Origin of the sequence: Exiguobacterium sp. SH5S4 (genome assembly GCF_004337045.1) — a bacterium.
Taxonomy (GTDB): Bacteria; Bacillota; Bacilli; order Exiguobacteriales; family Exiguobacteriaceae; genus Exiguobacterium; species Exiguobacterium aurantiacum_A.
Window position 1 is genome coordinate 1 of sequence record NZ_SJUQ01000009.1, and the last position, 20472, is coordinate 20472.

14 protein-coding genes are annotated in these 20472 nt (G+C 53.6%); 11 read left to right on the forward strand and 3 right to left on the reverse strand.

The annotated features are described in order from the left end of the window. Positions 1-256: 256 nt before the first annotated feature. The 3 genes from EVJ32_RS06810 (at position 257) to EVJ32_RS06820 (ending at position 7160) form a co-directional block, all read left to right on the forward strand. A complete protein-coding gene (locus EVJ32_RS06810) occupies positions 257-1003 on the forward strand; it encodes a TspO/MBR family protein (protein ID WP_070327341.1) in 747 nt (248 codons plus the stop codon). 269 nt (positions 1004-1272) lie between these two features. Continuing rightward, entirely contained in the window at positions 1273-5712 is a 4440-nt protein-coding gene (gene gltB, locus EVJ32_RS06815; RefSeq protein WP_131457631.1) for a glutamate synthase large subunit, read from the forward strand. Continuing rightward, positions 5709-7160 (forward strand): glutamate synthase subunit beta, encoded by a 1452-nt coding sequence (locus EVJ32_RS06820; RefSeq protein ID WP_131457632.1) that lies wholly within the window; start codon positions 5709-5711, stop codon positions 7158-7160. Before gltB ends, EVJ32_RS06820 begins: the two co-directional genes overlap by 4 nt. Before the next feature lie 149 nt (positions 7161-7309). Here EVJ32_RS06820 and EVJ32_RS06825 read toward each other — a convergent pair whose 3' ends face one another. From EVJ32_RS06825 to EVJ32_RS06835, 3 genes are all read right to left on the reverse strand, one after another. After that, positions 7310-8629 carry a Na+/H+ antiporter family protein gene (locus tag EVJ32_RS06825; RefSeq protein WP_131457633.1) on the reverse strand — a complete coding sequence of 440 codons (1320 nt, stop codon included), beginning with the start codon at positions 8627-8629 and terminating at the stop codon, positions 7310-7312. Between the two features lie 147 nt (positions 8630-8776). Continuing rightward, the gene (locus EVJ32_RS06830) at positions 8777-9490 is read right to left on the reverse strand and encodes a YebC/PmpR family DNA-binding transcriptional regulator (RefSeq protein ID WP_070327338.1); all 714 of its coding nucleotides are present in this window, start codon (positions 9488-9490) and stop codon (positions 8777-8779) included. Between the two features lie 79 nt (positions 9491-9569). After that, on the reverse strand, positions 9570-10016 hold the full coding sequence (locus EVJ32_RS06835) for a MarR family winged helix-turn-helix transcriptional regulator (RefSeq protein WP_070327337.1): 447 nt from the start codon (positions 10014-10016) through the stop codon (positions 9570-9572). A gap of 386 nt (positions 10017-10402) precedes the next feature. Here EVJ32_RS06835 and adhE point away from each other — a divergent pair, with 386 nt between their 5' ends. From adhE to EVJ32_RS06875, 8 genes are all read left to right on the forward strand, one after another. Further along, on the forward strand, positions 10403-12994 hold the full coding sequence (gene adhE / locus EVJ32_RS06840) for a bifunctional acetaldehyde-CoA/alcohol dehydrogenase (protein WP_131457634.1): 2592 nt from the start codon (positions 10403-10405) through the stop codon (positions 12992-12994). 146 nt (positions 12995-13140) lie between these two features. Then, complete coding sequence (locus EVJ32_RS06845) at positions 13141-14337, forward strand: zinc-binding metallopeptidase family protein (protein WP_131457635.1); 1197 nt, start codon at positions 13141-13143, stop codon at positions 14335-14337. A 99-nt stretch (positions 14338-14436) separates the two neighbouring features. Next, the gene (locus tag EVJ32_RS06850) at positions 14437-15345 is read left to right on the forward strand and encodes an alpha/beta hydrolase (RefSeq protein WP_131457636.1); all 909 of its coding nucleotides are present in this window, start codon (positions 14437-14439) and stop codon (positions 15343-15345) included. A gap of 142 nt (positions 15346-15487) precedes the next feature. Then, a complete protein-coding gene (locus EVJ32_RS06855; RefSeq protein WP_131457637.1) occupies positions 15488-16234 on the forward strand; it encodes a DeoR/GlpR family DNA-binding transcription regulator in 747 nt (248 codons plus the stop codon). Further along, entirely contained in the window at positions 16231-17160 is a 930-nt protein-coding gene (gene pfkB, locus EVJ32_RS06860; protein WP_131457638.1) for a 1-phosphofructokinase, read from the forward strand. Before EVJ32_RS06855 ends, pfkB begins: the two co-directional genes overlap by 4 nt. Then, on the forward strand, positions 17157-19064 hold the full coding sequence (locus tag EVJ32_RS06865) for a PTS fructose transporter subunit IIABC (RefSeq protein ID WP_131457639.1): 1908 nt from the start codon (positions 17157-17159) through the stop codon (positions 19062-19064). Before pfkB ends, EVJ32_RS06865 begins: the two co-directional genes overlap by 4 nt. A 132-nt stretch (positions 19065-19196) precedes the next feature. Then, on the forward strand, positions 19197-19718 hold the full coding sequence (locus EVJ32_RS06870) for a GNAT family N-acetyltransferase (RefSeq protein WP_131457640.1): 522 nt from the start codon (positions 19197-19199) through the stop codon (positions 19716-19718). Between the two features lie 48 nt (positions 19719-19766). After that, entirely contained in the window at positions 19767-20432 is a 666-nt protein-coding gene (locus tag EVJ32_RS06875) for an alpha/beta family hydrolase (protein ID WP_131457641.1), read from the forward strand. Positions 20433-20472: the final 40 nt, after the last annotated feature.

Below are 20472 nucleotides of genomic sequence, written 5' to 3' on the forward strand. Positions count from 1 at the left end.
GGCTCGCCGACTGAAACACTCCAGGGCAGGGACTGCCCGACGAGCTTGGTCCACAACCGTGGCTGGTCAAAGCACGGTCTTCCCAAGAAGCTCCCACTTCAAGTTGCGAAGCAAATAAGTGGTGAGTAGTTCACACTGATTGAGACTCATTATTTGAGTCTCTTTTTCATTTCGCTTGTGTATGAGCAGAGACACACGGGTATAGAATACTATGTTAATAAAGGAGGTGTCAGGTCTTCTTCGGAAGATCCTATTTATGGACTTGTCAAAATGGCCTTTAGTCAACTGGCTGGCGTTTTTAGCAACAGTCGTCATCAACTACTTCGCGAGCGGTAATAACGCGGCCGTGTCAGACCGGATCGATATTTATTTCAAGCCGGCCGGATACGCTTTCTCGATTTGGGGACTCATTTACGTCGCGCTCGCAGTATGGCTCGTACTCCAATTGAAGAAAGGGTCGGTCGCGAACCGACAGGCTAACCGGATGAAGGCAGGTTTTCTCGTGTCGTGTATTTTGAACGGTCTTTGGCTGCTCGCGTTCACAAACGAGTGGTTCATCGCCTCGCTCGTCGTCATGGCCGCTTTTTTAGCGACGCTCGCTTGGTTGTATTACATCGCCTTCCGCACGTCGACGAGCTGGCTTGACCGTTTCCCATTCTCGGTTTACCTCGGCTGGGTGTCGGTCGCGACGATCGTTAACGTCTTCATCGTCATGAAGACGGAACGGATTACGACGTTGCTCGGCTTAGATGAGTTGGCATGGACGTCACTCATGCTCATGGTCGGGGTCGTCCTCGCTTTGGTGTTCATGTGGTGGCACCGCGACTTCATCTACCCGCTCGTCTTCGCCTGGGCGTATGTGGGCATCTTCGCCCGAATCGACAACGGGACGCTTTACGTCGTCCTCGTGAGCGCGCTCATCGTGCTCGCGCTCGGTTACGTCGGCTTGATCATTTGGAAACGGCCGCGTTCGTTTTTGCATCACTCTAGAAAAACAGTATGACAAGCAAAAAGATAGCCTAAACGGGCTATCTTTTTCTTTGGGAATAACAAGTTCTGATGAACCTATACATAAATATATTTGATGGATAAATATTCATTATGGATTATAAGTTGTTTTGAGAAATCCCCTGATATCAAATATGTATCCGCTTACAAAAAATATTCATCCCGTTACCGTTATGCAAAAATCTATTCAACATACTTGATTTTTCAGAATATTTAGAACAGAATAAAAATTACGAACAAGATGGATAGAGAGGGGCTGATTCGATGGAGCGAACAAGTTTGTACGATCCACGATTCGAAAAAGACGCATGCGGTATTGGGTTATATGTCAATTTAATGGGAGAAACAAAGCACGAGATCGTCAGCAAATCGCTATCGATGCTCTGTAAGCTCGAACATAGAGGTGGGCAAGGCGTCATCGACGCTGGTGACGGGGCCGGCATCATGACCGAGTTGCCACACGAGTTATTCACTCAGACGATGAACTTGCCAGCGCCGGGGGGCTATGCGGTCGGCATGGTGTTCTTCCAACCGAACGAGACAAAGTTGCGCGACAAGCAACAACAAATGGAGCGACTCGCCGATGAACTCGATTTCGCGACGATCGCCTGGCGGGAAGTACCGGTCGACAGTTTGGCGATCGGTGAACACGCTCGGGTGACACAACCGACGATTTATCAATGGTTCGTGTCGTGCCCGTTCGCGGACTACGATTCAAACGAACGCTCGCTCTATCAGCTTCGCCGGATGATCGAGAAAACAGACGAATTAAACCTTTATCTTCCGAGCCTGTCGACGAAGACGATCGTTTATAAAGGGATGTTGACGCCGATCCAGATTGAGCGGTTTTATCTCGATCTGCAATCGCCGGCTTATAAGAGCACGTTCGGGATCGTCCATTCACGGTTCTCGACGAACACGTTCCCGTCATGGGAGCGGGCCCATCCGAACCGGATGATCGTGCATAACGGTGAGATCAACACGTTGCGCGGGAACATCGATGCGATGCGTGCCCGCGAAGGTGTGACCTCGACCGACCTGTTCGATGATGTGAACGAACTGTTCCCCGTGCTCCAAGAAACGGGCAGTGACTCCTCGATGCTCGACAACGCGTTCGAGTTCTTCACTCGGACCGGTCGTTCGATCGCACACACGGCGATGATGCTCATCCCTGAGCCGTTCGCCGAAGTATCGATGGATCCGTTCAAAAAAGACTTTTATCAGTACCATTCGTCGATCATGGAGCCGTGGGACGGACCGACGGGCGTCGTCTTCACGGACGGGCGTCAAATCGGGGCAATCTTGGACCGGAACGGCTTGCGGCCGATGCGTTATATCGAGACGATGGACGGGGAACTCATCCTGTCGTCTGAGAGCGGGGTCATCCCGGTCCATGCGGAGAACGTCAAGACGAAGCAGCGTCTCCGTCCCGGGCAGCTCCTCCTCATCGACTTGGAATCGAAACGTCTCATCCCAGACGCAGAGATCAAACAGACAATCGCCCGGGCCGAACCGTACGGGAAATGGTTGAAGCAGATGACGACGATTGCGGACCAGCCTGTGAATGAACCGGTCGTCGAACAGGTGCACCGTAAACAACGGGCGTTCGGATACACGAAAGAGGATATCGAGCAATATCTCGTGCCGCTCATCCTCGAGAAAAAAGATCCGATCGGCTCGATGGGCCATGACCAACCGGTCGCCGTCTTGTCAGAGCGACCGCGGTCGCTGTTCCATTACTTTAAGCAACACTTCGCCCAAGTGACAAACCCGCCGATCGACGCGTTGCGCGAGAAAATCGTCACGGCGACGTTCACTTGGCTCGGTCCTCAAGCGAATCCGGTTCATACCGGTCGGGGACACGCCCGCCGCGTCTGGCTCGAACATCCGATCATTGACGCGGCGACAGTCGAGGCGGTGAAGTTGAAAATGAACGTCGCCCGCATCACGACAACGTATGAAACAGACCTCGAACGTTCGCTCGAGTCATTGTTTGAACGTGTCGATGCGGCCGTCCGAGATGGGGCTGAAGTCATCGTCTTGTCTGACCGTGACATGTCCGAGTCATCGCTCGCGATGCCGGCCCTGCTCGTCATGAGCGCGGTCCATCAACATTTGATTCGGTCGAACTTACGGGCGTCATGCAGTCTCATCGCTGAAAGCGGAGAAGTGAGAGAAGTGCACCAAGCCGCCGCTTTGATCGGATACGGGGCCGATGCGGTCTATCCGTATTTAGTGTACGCGACGATCGCGGAAGCGGTAGAAGCCGGATTGATTTCGTTCTCGGTCGAAGCAGCAATCCGCCGCTATCAAACGGCTGCAGTCGATGGAATCGTCAAAATTATGTCGAAGATGGGGATCTCGACCGTGCAAAGTTACCGGGGAGCACAAATTTTTGAGGCGGTCGGCATCGACCGCGCATTGATCGACCGTCATTTCCGCGGGACGACGTCACAACTGTCCGGGATCGGGTTCAAGGAGCTCGAAGCAGAATCACGGCGTCAGCACGAATCGGCGTTTAGCCGTGACCGTCCGCTTGAAGCGGGAGCAGATTTCCAGTGGCGAGCCGACGGAGAAGAGCACGCCTTTAACCCTAAGTCGATTCACTTGTTGCAGCGGGCGTGCCGTGAGAACGAACGCCGTTACTATGACGCTTACGTCAAACAGCACGAAGCATCCGGTCAATTTTTAAGACAGTTGTTCGACTTTAAATCGCAAGAGCCTATCCCGATCGACGAGGTCGAATCGGTCGCCTCGATCGTCAGCCGTTTCAAGACGGGCGCGATGTCGTTCGGCTCACTGTCGAAAGAGGCACATGAGACGCTCGCCATCGCCATGAACCGGATCGGCGGGAAGAGCAACTCAGGTGAAGGCGGCGAAAACCGTAACCGCTTCACTCCTGACGCGGACGGGAACGAGCGCATCAGTCGGATCAAACAAGTGGCAAGTGGACGATTTGGTGTCACGGCCGAATATTTGTATCATGCCGATGAGATTCAAATCAAGATGGCGCAAGGTGCGAAACCAGGGGAAGGTGGGCAGTTGCCTGGCAATAAAGTCTACCCGTGGGTCGCCGAAGTGCGCGGCTCGGTCCCAGGTGTCGGGCTCATCTCGCCGCCACCGCACCATGACATCTACTCGATCGAAGACTTGGCCCAGTTGATCTTTGACTTGAAGCACGTCAATCCGCAAGCAAAAGTGAGCGTCAAGCTCGTCTCGAAATCCGGTGTCGGAACGATTGCGGCCGGCGTCGCCAAGGCGAACGCCGACACGATCGTCATCAGCGGCTACGATGGCGGGACAGGTGCTTCGCCTCGAACGTCGATCAAGCATACTGGTCTCCCGTGGGAGCTCGGATTGCTTGAGACACACCAGACGCTCGCATTGAACGGACTTCGCGGCCGCGTCACGCTCGAGACGGACGGCAAGCTCATGACCGGACGCGATATCGTCCTCGCCGCCATCTTTGGGGCGGAGGAATACGCGTTCGCGACGGCACCGCTCGTCGTGCTCGGCTGTATCATGATGCGGGCCTGTCATCTGGACACGTGTCCGGTCGGCGTCGCGACACAAGACCCGGCGCTTCGCCAAAAGTTCATGGGTAAACCGGAACACGTCGTCAATCTTATGACGTTCCTCGCCGAAGAAGTGCGCGAAATACTCGCCTCGCTCGGCGCGAAGACGATCGGTGAGGTCATCGGCCGAACGGACTTGCTAGAAGAGAGCGCCTGGAAACAGGAGCACGCGAAAGCGAAAATGCTCGATTTGACACCGATGTTATCGGTCCCGACAGCGTTACCGGGGAAGGAAGAGTTACCTCATCCGGCTTTTCAGTCGTACGACCATCGAAAATTGATCCCAGCCGTATCGCGTTCGATCAAATCGCTTCAACCGACGTTCTTCGTCGGGCGGGTCCGCAATACGGACCGGGCCGTCGGGACGATGCTCGGCTACGAAGTGACGAAAGTTCACGGCAACATCGGTTTGGCTGAAGATACGATCTCACTCCGACTGAGCGGATCGGCCGGACAAAGTTTAGGCGCATTTCTTCCTCATGGCATCACGATCTCTGTGATCGGGGATGCGAACGATTATGTCGGAAAAGGGTTGAGCGGCGGGAAACTCGCGGTCATCGCTGAGAAACATGCCCCGTTCGACGAGAGCGAACAAATCATCGCCGGCAACGTCTGCTTGTACGGGGCGACATCGGGGATGGCATTCTTTAACGGACACACGGGGGAACGGTTCGCGGTCCGAAACTCAGGTGCCGTCACCGTCACTGAAGGCGTCGGGGATCACGGGTGTGAATATATGACCGGTGGGACGGTCGTCGTCCTAGGAACGGTCGGCCGCAACTTCGCGGCCGGGATGTCCGGAGGTGTCGCCTTCCTATACGGTGACCAAGACTATGACCAACTCGTCAACACGGAACTCGTAGCGGTCGAACGCGAGTTGACCGATGAGGACACAGAACAGATTTATTCGCTGCTCGAGATGCATCAATTCCACACGGATAGTGTGAAAGCGAGTCGTATCCTCGAGTCGTTCGATGACGAGCGGAAGCGCTTCGTCAAAATCGTACCTCGCGATTATGCGAACGTACTTGACGTCATGCGTCAAATTGAAGCCACTCGTCCGGAACTGAACGAGGCAGACCGTGCCCTCGAACTGTTCCGGGTCGTGACTGAAGGAGGCGTAGTATGAGACATAAATTTATCGATATCCCACGTGAGACGCTCCCTGAGCGGACAGTGCTCGAGCGGATACGTGACTATGATGAATATGCATCCCGGATGGACGATGAACCGATCGTCAAGCAGGCCGAGCGCTGCATGGACTGCGGGACCCCGTTTTGTCACGTCGGTGACATGATCGGGCAAGAGACGATCGGGTGCCCGATCCACAATTTGATTCCGGAATGGAACAAGCTCGTCTCGGACCAAGACTGGTATCGCGCTTACGAGCGGTTGATGGAGACGAACAACTTCCCAGAGTTCACGGGCCGCGTTTGTCCGGCCCCATGTGAAGGGTCGTGTACGCTCGGCATCAGCGAGGACCCGGTCGCCATCAAATCGATCGAACGGACGATCATCGACCGCGCGTTCGAAGAAGGATGGGTCCAGCCGCGCCTCGTCCAGATGCGGACCGGACGCTCGGTCGCCATCATCGGCAGCGGTCCAGCGGGTCTCGCTGCGGCGGACCAGTTGAATCAAATCGGTCATCACGTCACTGTGTATGAAAAAGCTGACGAGGCGGGCGGGTTGTTGTTTTACGGAATCCCAAACATGAAGCTTGATAAAGACGTCGTCCGGCGCCGGATTCACTTGCTGGCGGCGGAAGGAATCCGCTTTAAGACAGGTGTCAACGTCGGTGTTGATGTGACGGTCGAGTCACTCCGCCACAAGTTTGATGCCGTCATCCTGGCGACGGGGGCGCAGAAACAGCGGACGCTCGGAATCGAAGGGGACGATGCGACCGGCGTCGAACCGGCGATGGACTATTTGACCGAGTCGACACGGGTGCTCGGCGGAAAAATGATCGACGCACAGTATGACGCGGCCGGGAAAGACGTCATCGTCATCGGTGGCGGTGACACCGGGGCCGATTGTGTCGCGACGGCGATCCGGCAAGGTGCGAAATCGGTCACACAGTTCGGCAAACACCCGGAAAAAGGCATGTTCCGGGCGCCAGAACGTCCGTGGCCACTTCAACCAGACACGCTTTCGGTCGATTATGCTTACGCCGAGGCGATCGAACGTTACGAGCATGACCCGAGAACGTATTTGATCCGCTCGAACCGAGTTATTAACCAAGACGGTCGCGTCGCCGGCATCGAGACGGAACGGATGGAGAAGATCGTCAAACCAGACGGTCACGCGACGTTCTTCGTCGTCGAAGATTCACACAAGACGTATCCGGCCGACCTCGTCCTCGTCGCCATCGGTTTTGAGCGCCCTGAATCCGAATTACGGAAACTAGGCATCGAAGCGAAACGAGATTACGTTTCGAACGTAGACGGCATTTTCGTCGCCGGAGACGCGAGACGCGGACAAAGTTTGATCGTCTGGGCGATCCGCGAAGGGCGAGAAGTCGCTGAAACGGTCGACGCTTACTTGGAGGCTTGTCAATCTCGTCTAAAAACTTCATCATAAAAAGGAGCGACGATTTCGTCGCTCCTTTTTAGATTGATCAACAGGAGGAGTCAGAGATGCTAATGGAAGTCCTCATGTATACCGGGTTTTGGTTTTTACTTGTACTCGTCTTACTGGGCACGATTTACGCGCGGCGTAACCGCAAGTGATTATAATACCATCGCGGCGATCAAGCCGAAGATGATGAGCGGGATGTTGTAGTGGAGGAACGTCGGCCAGACCGTCTCACGCAAGTGGTCGTGTTGCCCGTCCGCGTTCAAACCGCTCGTCGGTCCGAGCGTCGAATCACTCGCCGGGCTACCGGCGTCACCGAGTGCTCCGGCCGTTCCGATGATGGCGATCGTCGCCTCGACCGAGAAACCATACTGGATACATAACGGCACGAAGATGGCGGCGATGATCGGTATGGTCGAAAAGCTCGAGCCGATACCGAGTGTGATGACGAGACCGACGAGGAGCATGACGAGGGCGGCGAGGAACTGCGAGTCACCCATCAAGTTGCTTGCTCCGCTCACGAGCGGTTCAATCGCACCCGTTTCACGGATGACGGCGGCGAATCCGCTCGCGGCGATCATGACGAAACCGATGAAGGCCATCATGCGCATGCCGCTCGTAAAGATATCGTCCGCTTCTGACCAAGGGATGAGACGGAAGAGCGTCAACAGGATCAAACCGGTCACGGCCGAAGCGATCATCGATTCGGTCTGCAATTGAACGACCAAGACGACCAAGACGACGATCGCCGTCAACCAAATCTTCATGTTGCTCAACGTGCGGACCTCATAGTCGCTCGGACCGAGTTGGATCGTTTCATACGACCGCGGTTTCCGGTAGTGGAAGAAAGCGGTGATGAGTCCGACGAGCATCCCGAGTGCCGGGATGGCCATGATGCTGACGATATTGACGTCACCGACGGCCATCCCGTTCGTCTCGACGTTCGGGAGCAAAATCTCGTTCAAGTAGATGCCGCCGAAGCCGACCGGTAGCAACATGTACGGTGTGACAAGCCCGAACGTGAGGATCGTCGCGACGAGCCGGCGATCGAGTTTCAACTCATTGAACAAGACGAGTAACGGCGGTACGACGATCGGGATGAAGGCGATGTGGATCGGTAAGACGTTCTGTGAGCTGATAGCGAGTAAGAGCAGCAGCGACAGCAGTAACGCTTTGACGCGACCGACACTCTTGCCGGTCACATCACGGCCAGACATGCTGATCAACCGTTCAGCCAGGACGTCAGGCAGGCCGGTCTTTGACAAGCCGACGGCGAACGCACCGAGCAGGGCGTAGCTGAGGGCGATCGTGGCACCGCCACCAAGCCCGTCGCTGAAAGCGGTCAACGTGTCGTTGAAACCGAGTCCTCCGACAAGTCCACCGACGATGGCGGCGAGGATGAGCGATAAGACGATATGGACACGACTGATCGCGAGAGCAAATAAGACAATGACAGCTAATAATACAGCATTCATGAGTTCCAACACCTTTCGAATCATAAGTTCTTTCTCTTGTTATCACTTTAATACGATAAAGACTTTTGAAATTTAACATACGTTTTATGACTTGTCAAATCATGAAAACAAAAAAAGCGACAACTTCGAAAAGTTATCGCTTCTTCATCATAGTTCGACGTTATGGTACACCTGACGAACGTCTTCTAAGTCTTCGAGCACGTCGAGTAGTTTCTCGAATTGCTCTTTCGACGCTTCGTCGAGTTCGACTTCGTTTTGCGGTAGCATCGTCAGCTCGGCGACTTCGAACGTCTCCACACCCGCCGCTTTGAACGCGGTCTGGACGGCATGGAATTCTTCCGGCTCGGCATAGACGATGACCGTCTCATCTTCTTCGATGACGTCACGGACATCGAGATCGTGCTCCATCATGAGTTCGAGCACGTCGTCTGCTGTCATCCCGCCGACACCGATGACGGCCGTCGCATCGAACATATACGCGACCGACCCGCTGACGCCCATGTTACCACCGTTCTTGCCGAACGCGGCCCGAACTTCAGAGGCGGTCCGGTTGACGTTGTTCGTGAGCGTGTCGACGATGAGCATCGACCCGCTCGGCCCAAAGCCCTCATAGCGGAGTTCGTCGAAGTTCTCTTCGTCGCCGCCTTTCGCTTTGTCGATGGCCCGGTCGATGATCGCTTTCGGGACGTTATACGTCTTCGCGCGCTCGACGACGAACTTGAGCGATTGGTTCAATTCCGGATCAGGTTCACCTTGGCGGGCGACGATGTAGATCTCGCGGCCGAACTTCGCGTAGATACGACTCGTATTGGCGTCTTTAGACGCCTTTTTCTCTTTAATGTTGTTCCATTTACGACCCATTACGTGTCATCTCACTTTCCATTGTTCGATAGATTCACTGTCGATTATATAAGAAGAAGCGAGCGTTGACGAGAGAAAATCATCCCTCGCTCTTGTCCATCTTCTCAACGATCTCGGTCAGCGTCTTTAAACTGTCGATCAAGCGGTCGGTCTCATCCTCATCGAGGAACGCTAACCGATCCTCGAACAGGCGCCGAAACGAGTCGCGCCGCTCGAGGAGCACGCGCTCTCCTTGGTCGGTTAATTGGTTCCAGATGACGCGGCGGTCGCGCTCGTCAGGGACACGTGTAATATACCCTTCGTCGACGAGCTTCGTGATGAGCGGCGTCACGTTCGGCGGGGCAATTGATAACGTCTCACTAATTTGTCCGTTCGTGACCGCGCCTTCATCCTCGATCAACATCAATAGATGAAAGTGAGAGAAATTTAAGTTCGGGATTTGCGGGAGGTCGGAGCGGCGGAGCAGTTTTCTTCTGATTAACGGGATCAGTTTCACAAACTGATCGGCTGCATCTTGTCTTGGCATAGTCATAGTCACTTCCTAGTCAGGTTCTTTCTTCATTATACACGACCACAGGCGGGGTGGACGAGCAATCATCGGACTGTGAGCATTTACACACCGATTCCGCCAAACTAACGACACAAATAATGTAAGCGTTTACATATAGGTCTGTCCTTGTTTTCATGAAAACGCATACGATTTTACTGAGCTGATCTATAAAAATCAAGACCTATCCTCAAACAGCAAAAAAATATTGTGAAAGAGTTCACATTGTTGTCACGCACAAATTGAATGAAACGGTGTATTCTATGAATGTGAAGGAAAGCACAAACTCTTATCAGGCAAACCGATTATCCCGTGCTCTCCATCAAGTCAGAAGATCAGCTCTCATTCATGAGGAGGAAACCAACATGGCAGTTAAAGAGAAAGCAGTAGTGGAAACATCAGCAGAACAGATGGTCGACACGCTCGTTAAGCAAGCGCACACGGCACTCGACACGTTGATGACGTTTGACCAAGAGAAAATCGACACGATCGTCCAAGCGATGGCGTTAGCCGGACTCGAGCAACACGTCGTACTCGCTAAACATGCATTTGAAGAAACAGGTCGCGGTGTGTTTGAAGACAAGATGATCAAAAACATCTTTGCGACAGAATATATTTTCAACTCACTTCGCGGTGAGAAAACAGTCGGCGTCATCGAAGACGATGAGCAAAACGGCATCACATACATCGCCGAGCCGGTCGGTGTCGTCGCCGGGGTCACACCGGTCACGAACCCGACATCAACGACGATGTTCAAAGCGATCATCGCCATCAAAACACGTAACCCGATCATTTTCGGCTTCCACCCGTCAGCACAACAATGTTCAAGTGCAGCGGCCCGCGTCCTTCGTGACGCAGCAATCGCAGCAGGTGCACCGGAACATTTGATCCAATGGGTCGAAAAACCGTCACTCGACGCGACGAAAGCACTCATGAACCACCCAGGCGTGGCCATGGTACTCGCAACAGGCGGCGCGGCAATGGTGAAGTCGGCTTACTCGACAGGTAAACCAGCGCTCGGCGTCGGACCTGGTAACGTCCCGGCTTATATCGACAAGACAGCGAAAGTAAAACGCGCCATCTCGGACGTCATCTTATCGAAAACGTTCGATAACGGCATGATCTGTGCGTCAGAACAAGCGATCATCGTCGACCAAGAAGTATATGAAGACGTGAAACGTGAAATGACAGCGCTTGGCTGCTACTTCTGCTCACCAGAAGAAAAAGCCAAACTCGAAACACTCGTCATCAAGACAGACACATGTGCGGTCAACCCTGAGATCGTCGGGAAACCGGCAGCATGGATCGCCGAGAAAGCTGGACTCAGCGTCCCGGCCGACACGAAAATCTTGATCGCTGAACTCGAGACAGTCGGCGCGACAGAACTGCTCTCACACGAGAAGCTCAGCCCGGTGCTCGGCGCTTATAAAGTTCAATCACGAGAAGAAGGCTTCGCGATCGCTGAGAAAATGCTTGAAATCGGTGGTCTCGGTCATACGGCCGCAATCCACTCGACAGACGACGACGCGATCCTCGCGTTCGGACTTCGCATGAAAGCTTGCCGCATCATCGTCAACTCGCCAACGGCACACGGCGGTATCGGTGACCTTTACAACGAAATGACACCATCACTCACACTCGGTTGTGGGTCGTACGGTAAAAACTCCGTCTCTGAGAACGTGACGGCGAAACATCTACTCAACGTGAAAAAGGTGGCGAGACGTCGCGTGAATATGCAATGGTTTAAAGTCCCTGAAAAAATTTACTTCGAGAAAAACTCGGTTCAATACTTGCAGTCGCTCACGTCGAAAAAACGGGCAATGATCGTCACAGACGAAATGATGGTCAAACTCGGATTTGCTGACAAAGTCATCAAAAACTTGCCGGCTGGTGTTGACTACCGCATCTTCGACCAAGTCGAACCAGACCCATCAGTCGAGACGGTCATGGCCGGTGCTGAGGCGATGCGCCAATTCCAACCAGACATGATCATCGCGCTCGGTGGTGGTTCACCGATGGATGCTGCGAAAGGGATGTGGCTCTTCTACGAACGTCCAGAAGAGAAGTTCTCAAACCTTCGCCAGAAGTTCATGGATATCCGCAAACGGACGTACAAGTTCCCGACGCTCGGCAACAAGTCGATGTTCGTCGCGATCCCGACGACGTCAGGTACAGGTTCAGAAGTGACACCGTTCACGGTCATCACTGATAAAAAACGGAACGTCAAATACCCGATTGCCGACTACGCGATCACACCAGACGTCGCCATCATCGACCCTGAGTTCGTTATGACGGTACCGGCTTCAATCACGGCTGACACAGGAATGGACGTCTTGACACACGCGATCGAAGCGTACGTATCGGTCATGGCGAACGACTATACAGACGGACTGGCCCTCCGTTCGATGAAGATGATCTTCGACTACCTCCCGAAAGCTTACGAAAACGGAAGCGACGCTGAAGCTCGTCAAAAAGTGCACAACGCCTCAACGATGGCTGGTATGGCATTCGCGAACGCGTTCCTCGGGATCAACCACTCGATCGCGCACAAAATCGGTGGCGAGTTCCACGTGCCGCACGGTCGGACGAACGCGATCCTCATGCCGCACGTCATCCGCTACAACGCGACACGCCCATCGAAACTTGCGGCGTTCCCGAAATATGAGTCATTCATCGCTGACGAGCGCTACGCTGAAATCGCACGCTTCCTCGGACTCCCGGCGAAGACGACTGAAGAAGGCGTCGAGTCACTCGTCCAAGCGATCATCGAGCTCGGACAGCGCTTGAACATCAAACTCTCGTTCAAAGCACAAGGCATCAAGAAAGCGGACCTCGATGCGAAGATCGACAAAATGGCGGTCGATGCGTTCGAAGACCAATGTACGACGGCGAACCCGAAAATGCCGCTCGTCGAAGAATTGAAAGAAATCATGTACGCAGCGTACGAAGGCGTCTAAGAATCCATGATCAGAGCGGTCATCCTCACAACGGGGATGACCGCTTTTTTTGCTGTAAATTAGGATATACAATTGTCAGATGACTTACTATAATTGAATAATGCCAATCAAGTATGGCGAATATTGATGTAGATGGAGACGACCAAATGACAATCATTTATAGCTTACTGTCGGCCTTGTATGCCGTATTTCTTTACTTCAGTCCGGCCGCTTACGCAAGCCCGTATGAGACGGCCGAATATTTTGCGTCGTACGACCGAGACGTTAACAGTTGGGAGAACGTCGAGCTGTTCGAGTCGCTCGGGACCGAGCTCGATCTTGAGATGGACCGTTTCGTCCATTATGCCTCCGTACCGAGCCATTGGACGACGTTGACCATTGAAGACGACGAACGATTCGATGGTGTATCTCATTTCATCTTAGAAGCTGGATTTGACGGTGAAGTGATTCAAACGGATTGGAACGAACCGATTGATGATGTAGAAGGAAAAGTCGTCGTTTTGCCGATGACGGTCAAATCACTCGAGCTTGACGGGAGGGACACGTCGGCTGATCCATATGGAGAGGTCCTCATTGATGATGAGGCGAATCGCCACTTACTCAACCTGTTGGAGGCAGGAGCCGAAGGGTACATTGTCACGCCCGATGAACAAGAAGAGGGTTATTACGGAACCATTTATACTTCGCCACGGACGCGGCTGCCCGGCATCGGCGTCGATGTTGAGACAGCAGATCGTTTGACGGACGGGACGCATGTCTCGGTCGAACCGTTCGTCGACGACGAGGTGCCGTATGTCGAATTTATTCAACCTGGTAAAACAGACGAGGAGATTGTGATCTTGGCTAGGCTTGACGGCACGGGTTACGGGGACCATGCGTTATGGAGCCTTGGTGGTTCATCGATATTGTACGCGCTCATCGAACAAATGGATGGCATTGATACGGATGCGACGATCCGGTATGTCTTCTTGAACGGAAGTGGGGGTGGCTACGAGACCGCCATGGATTATTTAGAAACAGCGAAACAGGCTGAAACTTTGCCGTCTTTAGTACTGTCATTAGATATTCTTGGTACCGGGGAAGGTGCACGTTTTGTAAGGACAAAAGTGATGACAAGACTGCCGGTCCTTGAGCAAGGAAGCTGGTCATCACTTGATGTGAAGCCACTCGGGACGTCGTATTTAGATGAATTTCATGCGGAAGGCGTACCGGTCATGTCATTAAGCGATTCATTGACGGCTGAGTTTGATGCTTTAACTGAAGCCGATACAATCGACCGTTTGTCGAACGAGGCGATGGAAGACCACGTCGCTTGGCTAACAGATTGGCTCGCCACACAATGATGTCTTGAACCGTCCCCGTGTGAGGGCGGTTCTTTCTTTTTGACTGAAACACTCGTCCTCTCTCGAATTGTTCGGTATGATGAAAGAGGAGGCGATACAATGGAACGAAACATGAACATTACAAGACATTACGGTGAACTGGCCGGTACGCTTTTATTGCATGATACGCCGCGAAAGACGGTCGTCATCTTGAGCGGGAGCGGGCCGAGTGACCGGAACGGCAATGTCGGACCCGTCCACTTCAATACGTATAAAAAACTAGCCGACGCGCTATATGGCATGGGCGTCAACGTATTTCGGTACGACAAACAAGGGATCGGGGAGTCGGATGGTGACTTTAATAAAGTCGGACTCCATGACTTGGTCAACGATGCGATCGAAGTCGTGAAAACGATCCAACGGTTGCCTGAAACGGGCGACGTCTACGTGCTCGGCCATAGCGAAGGGGCGGTCATCGCCCCGGCCGTTCAACTCGAGACGAATGCGGCCGGGTTGATCCTCCTCGCCGGCTTCAACGACTCGTCGAAGCAGATGTTCTTACATCAAGCCGACGCGCTCGCGTCCGAGATCGGGCGCGTGAAAGGGTTGAAAGGGATGTTTTACCGGTTGACCGGCGTCCCGAAAAAAGTCAGACAGCGTCAAGACGATCTGCTCGAGCGGTCGCTCCGGACGAACGTCGCTGCGTTCAAATACCGAGGCCAAGTCGTCAACGCCAAGTGGATTCGCGAACATGCGTCGTATGACGTCCGGGAACGGCTCGAGCTCGTGCGCGTCGCGCTGCTTGCCATCACCGGTGACCGTGACGTCCAAGTCCCGCCTGAACACGTCCATTCACTGCGGACGAAAGGCGATGTCGACAGCTATATCATTAAAGATATGAACCACCTCCTCGTCGAACGGACGAGCCCGCATTCACTTTTAACGTTGCACAAAGAATATCGTGAGGCGATCGAGGCCCCGCTTCATCCACAGTTGTTACAGAAATTGAACGATTGGTTAATCAAATAGTGAAAAACAGTCGTAAGCGGTCACTTAGTGACCGTTTTTTGTGTTATAATTGTGACGATAAGATAAAAAGTGAATGAATTTGAATGTTTTTGATTGTTTTTTGAATGTAAACGCTTTATATTGGAGATACGGAGGGAATACGATGTTAACGAAACAACGACATCAGATGATTTTGCAACGGTTGTTGGAACAAAAGATCGTCAAGCTGAAAGAGTTGGTCGAATGGATGGGGGCGTCAGAGTCGACGATCCGCCGTGATTTGACGGACCTTGAGGCCGAAGGCTACCTTGAACGGGTCCATGGCGGGGCGACGCTCGTCGTTCGCGCTGAAGATGAGCCGACGTTCGAGGAAAAACGGGATCGGCACGTCGATGAGAAAGTCGCGATCGCACGGAAGGCCGCGACGTTCATCGAAGACGGGATGTCCGTCTATCTCGATGCCGGGACGACGACACAAGCGATGGTCCCGTTCTTGACCGGAAAGAAAGTCATCGTCGTCACGAACAGCCTCCCGATTGCCAACGACTTGTTCGATCTCGATATTAAGACGTTCGTGGTCGGCGGCGAGTTGAAACGTTCGACGCAAGCGCTCGTCGGCTACAATGCCCGCGAGAGCATGATGAACTACCGGGTCGATGTCGCTTTTCTCGGTATCAACGGGGTCGACCTAGAAGCGGGCTATACGACGCCTGACCCAGAAGAAGCCCTCGTCAAAAAAACAGCGATTGAACTGGCTCGGGACGCCTACATCTTGGCGGACGATTCAAAATTCGGGAAACGTTCGTTCAGCCGAGTGGCGCCCCTCGAGGCGGCGACACTCATCACGATGAGCGGTGCACCGTACGTCAGTTCAGTCGAAACATTAACAAAGGTGGTGAACGCCCAATGATTTACACGTTAACACTCAACCCATCAATCGATTATTACGTCACGTTACCAGAAGTCGTCTTAGGTGAGGTCAACCGCATCCAAGAGACGACGCAGCGGGCCGGAGGGAAAGGTATCAACGTCTCGTTCGTATTACGTGAGTTCGACGCCGATACGGTCGCCCTAGGATTCATCGGCGGGACGACAGGTGAATTTATTAAGAAAGCGTTGACGGACAAGGGTGTCGAGACCGATTTCATCGAAGTCGATGGCGAGACCCGAATCAACGTCAAGATCCGGGCGAAAGAAGAGACGGAATTGAACGCGAGTGGTCCTGTCATCTCGGACGCGGAACTTGAACAGTTGACGGCACAGTTCGAACACGTCCAAGCAGGCGATATCGTCGTCTTGGCCGGAAGTATCCCTGGCAATCTGCCGAGCACACTTTACCGGACGCTCGCTGAGAAAGTTCGAGCGAACGGAGCCGACTTCGTCGTCGATACAACAAAAGAGGCGATGCTCGAGGTGCTCTCGCTCGAACCACTCATGATCAAACCGAACCATCACGAACTCGGTGAACTGTTTGATGTCGATATCGAGACGTTTGACCAGGCGCTCCCTTACGCGGAACAGTTAGTCGAGCGTGGCGCCAAAAACGTCATCGTCTCGTTCGCAGGAGACGGCGCGATGCTCGTCAACGCGACAGGTGCCTATACGGCGAACACGCCGAGCGGGAAACTCGTCAACTCGGTCGGAGCGGGGGATTCACTCGTCGCCGGTTTTGTCGCTAACATTTTAGACCACGACGCAACCAAGGCGTTCCGCTATGCGGTCACGACCGGCAGCGCGTCTGCTTATACGTTTGGCCTCTGTACGAAACAAGACGTGGACCGCTTGGTCGGCGAAGTCGACGTCACCCCACTATCCCGATTGGAGGAAACAACATGAACATCACGGACCTACTCAAAAAGGACACGATCCAACTGAATCTCCGCAGTCGTTCAAAAGCAGACGTCATCGAAGAGCTCGTCGACGTGCTCGACCGGGCCGGTAAGCTAGCGGACCGGAACGGTTATCGCGACGCCATCTTGGCCCGCGAAGCGCAAAGCACGACCGGACTCGGTGAAGGGATTGCCATCCCGCACGCGAAGACGAAAGCTGTCAAAGCACCCGCGATCGCCTTTGGTCGCTCGAGCGGAGTCGACTATGAAGCGCTCGACGGCCAAGACAGCCGCCTGTTCTTCATGATCGCAGCAGGCGAACACGCCGACAACGAGCACTTGGAAACACTCTCGAAATTATCCGTCTTCCTTATGGATCCAAAATTCCAGGAACGTCTCTATGCGGCAACGTCAGAAGATGACGTCATTCGCGCGATCGAAGAGAAAGAAGCGGCCGAAGCGGCACCGGTTGCTGAAAAAACGGTCAAAAAGGATGCACCTTATATCCTTGCCGTCACGGCTTGCCCGACCGGCATCGCGCACACGTATATGGCAGCAGACAGCTTGAAACAAAAAGCAGAAGCGATGGGTGTCGACATCAAAGTCGAGACGAACGGTTCGACTGGCGTCAAAAACGAATTGACGGCAGCTGATATCGCCAAAGCGACAGCTATCATCGTCGCGGCCGATAAAGCCGTCGACATGGAGCGGTTCGCCGGGAAACACGTGATCGAAGTACCGGTCGCGCAAGGCATCCGCAAACCGGAAGAGTTGATCAACCGGGCTGTGAAACAAGATGCACCGGTTTACCGTTCGACAGGGACGTCAGGCGCTCCTAAAGAACAGCGCACCGGCATTTACAAACACTTGATGAGCGGGGTATCAGCCATGCTGCCACTCGTCGTCGCCGGTGGTCTATTGATTGCCCTCAGCTTCTTCTGGGGCATCAACTCGGCAAACCCAGATGACCCGTCGTACAATGAATTTGCGGCTCAGCTCATGACAATCGGTGGCGCGGCGTTCGGATTCCTCGTCCCAATCCTTGCCGGTTTCATCGCGATGTCGATCGCCGATCGTCCGGGTCTCGCACCTGGTCTCGTCGCCGGTGTGCTCGCGAGCGAAGGGAATGCCGGATTCCTCGGTGGACTCATCGCCGGTTTCTTAGCTGGTTACGTCGTCCTGTTCTTGAAAAAAGCACTCGCGAAATTGCCAGCGACGCTTGAAGGAATTAAACCAGTCCTCCTGTATCCGTTGCTCGGCTCGTTCATCTCAGGGATGATCATGCTACTTGTCGTCAACGAACCGATTGCAGCGTTCATGACATGGTTGATGGATACGCTCAACAGCATGAGTGGTGCTAACGCCATCTTGCTCGGTGTCATCGTCGGTGGGATGATGGCCGTCGATATGGGTGGCCCGATCAACAAGACAGCATACGTGTTCGGTACGGCGGCACTCACAGCCGGTAACCAAGAAGTCATGGCGGCCGTCATGGCAGGTGGGATGGTGCCACCGCTTCTCGTCGCGCTCGCGTCAACCGTGTTCGCTCGTCAGAAGTTCTCGAAACAAGAACGTGAAGCTGGTAAGACGGCGTACATCATGGGCGCCTCGTTCATCACAGAAGCGGCCATCCCGTTCGCTGCGGCCGACCCGATCCGGGTATTGCCGTCAGCGATTCTCGGGTCAGCACTCGCCGGTGGATTATCTGCCTTCTTCGCGATTCAATTGCCGGCGCCACACGGTGGGATCTTCGTCTTCCCGTTACTTGAAGGAGCTGGAAACGTCGCGATGAGCATGGGTCTCTACGCACTTGCGATTCTCGCAGGGGCACTCGTCGGGGCACTCCTTCTCTCGTTCTTGAAAAAACCGCTTACGACAGCGACTGCAGAGCCAACGCGTGACGTCGCTTAACAAACTCGACCGTAGGGATTCCTACGGTCGTTTTTTGTCAAATGATTGTCAGTCGTTTCTGGAAGAAGTGTGATTTCGATTCGGTGATTTGTGGTAAACTACTTGTAAAACTTAGGGTAGGAGGGGGTACGGATGCAAATACGGAAAGCTGAGCCGAAAGACGCTTACGGGATCGCGCGCGTCAGGGTCAACGGTTGGCGAACGACTTATCGGGGAATCGTTCCGACCGAGTTTTTATTAAAGCTTTCTTCTGGGTCGATCGAGTGGTCGGAAAAAGTCCGGAGTGCCCTTTCCAACCGCGAAATCAGCGGATTCGTCGCCATAGTCGATGAGGAGATCGTTGGTTTCGTATTGTATGGGGACGAGCGGACGGGGGACTATCCGGACCATCCGAACGAGATTTACGCGATTTACATTTTAGAAAACCATCAACGGAACGGGATCGGCTCACTCTTACTCGAACGCGCGGTCCAAACGATGTCTAGCCGTGGCGTTATCATCTGGGCGCTCGAGCTGAACCCGCACCGGGCGTTTTATGAACAGCGCCAAGGACGAGTCGTCGATGCGAAAGAGCGCTTGTTCGGCGAACTCGCGTTGCGCGAAGTCGCCTATGGCTGGACGGAAGCGACCCATGATGCGATTGTCGGAGCTTGAGACGCGGCCTATCTGGCCGCGTCTATTTCATTAATAAGGGGGCAGATTATGATTCAAGTAGTAACGAGTACAGTGACAGGAATTGGCAGAATCGAAATCCCGTATTCGCTGATGCAACATGAGACGACTTCTTCTCAGCTGGCCATTTTATTGCCCGGTTTTCGCTATTCGACCGATGCCCCGGTGTTTCATTTTTCGACGAGCCTTTTACTTGAACGCCACGTTGATGTGTTGGAGATCAACTATGAATATTATCGCGAGCAATACGATGAAATCGAAGACATCGGCGAGATTGTTAGACAGGATGTGGCCACAATTGTCGACCACGTGTTGTCGCAGCATACATATGAGCAATTTTATTTAATCGGCAAGTCGCTCGGAACGATCGCAATGGTCACGGAATTGAAAAGATCGATTTTCCAGGATGCGTTTGCTATCTGGCTAACGCCACTCATTCAACGAGATGATGTCAGGGAGACTATCGTTTCGTCTGAGACACCTCGCCTCGTCGTCATCGGGGACCGTGACCACTGTTATACGGAGAGCCGTTACAAAGAAATTTCAGACGTTCCTTTGCTGACGTCGGTTCTGCTTCCTGATGTGAACCACAGCCTAGAACGTGAGCACGATACGTTGGGCTCGCTTGCCGTCCTCACACAAGTGATCGATGCAATCAATCAGTTCCTACTAGACAATGTAACGGATGGCGATTAAGCCGCGGTTAACCCATTGATAGGACCGTCTGTTCGTTTGA

Bases quoted from the DNA above. Each gene is read 5' to 3' on its own strand.
- EVJ32_RS06810 (WP_070327341.1), top strand. From the start codon at position 257: ATGGACTTGTCAAAATGGCCTTTAGTCAACTGGCTGGCGTTTTTAGCA.
- gltB (WP_131457631.1), top strand. From the start codon at position 1,273: ATGGAGCGAACAAGTTTGTACGATCCACGATTCGAAAAAGACGCATGC.
- EVJ32_RS06820 (WP_131457632.1), top strand. From the start codon at position 5,709: ATGAGACATAAATTTATCGATATCCCACGTGAGACGCTCCCTGAGCGG.
- EVJ32_RS06825 (WP_131457633.1), bottom strand. From the start codon at position 8,629: ATGAATGCTGTATTATTAGCTGTCATTGTCTTATTTGCTCTCGCGATC.
- EVJ32_RS06830 (WP_070327338.1), bottom strand. From the start codon at position 9,490: ATGGGTCGTAAATGGAACAACATTAAAGAGAAAAAGGCGTCTAAAGAC.
- EVJ32_RS06835 (WP_070327337.1), bottom strand. From the start codon at position 10,016: ATGCCAAGACAAGATGCAGCCGATCAGTTTGTGAAACTGATCCCGTTA.
- adhE (WP_131457634.1), top strand. From the start codon at position 10,403: ATGGCAGTTAAAGAGAAAGCAGTAGTGGAAACATCAGCAGAACAGATG.
- EVJ32_RS06845 (WP_131457635.1), top strand. From the start codon at position 13,141: ATGACAATCATTTATAGCTTACTGTCGGCCTTGTATGCCGTATTTCTT.
- EVJ32_RS06850 (WP_131457636.1), top strand. From the start codon at position 14,437: ATGGAACGAAACATGAACATTACAAGACATTACGGTGAACTGGCCGGT.
- EVJ32_RS06855 (WP_131457637.1), top strand. From the start codon at position 15,488: ATGTTAACGAAACAACGACATCAGATGATTTTGCAACGGTTGTTGGAA.
- pfkB (WP_131457638.1), top strand. From the start codon at position 16,231: ATGATTTACACGTTAACACTCAACCCATCAATCGATTATTACGTCACG.
- EVJ32_RS06865 (WP_131457639.1), top strand. From the start codon at position 17,157: ATGAACATCACGGACCTACTCAAAAAGGACACGATCCAACTGAATCTC.
- EVJ32_RS06870 (WP_131457640.1), top strand. From the start codon at position 19,197: ATGCAAATACGGAAAGCTGAGCCGAAAGACGCTTACGGGATCGCGCGC.
- EVJ32_RS06875 (WP_131457641.1), top strand. From the start codon at position 19,767: ATGATTCAAGTAGTAACGAGTACAGTGACAGGAATTGGCAGAATCGAA.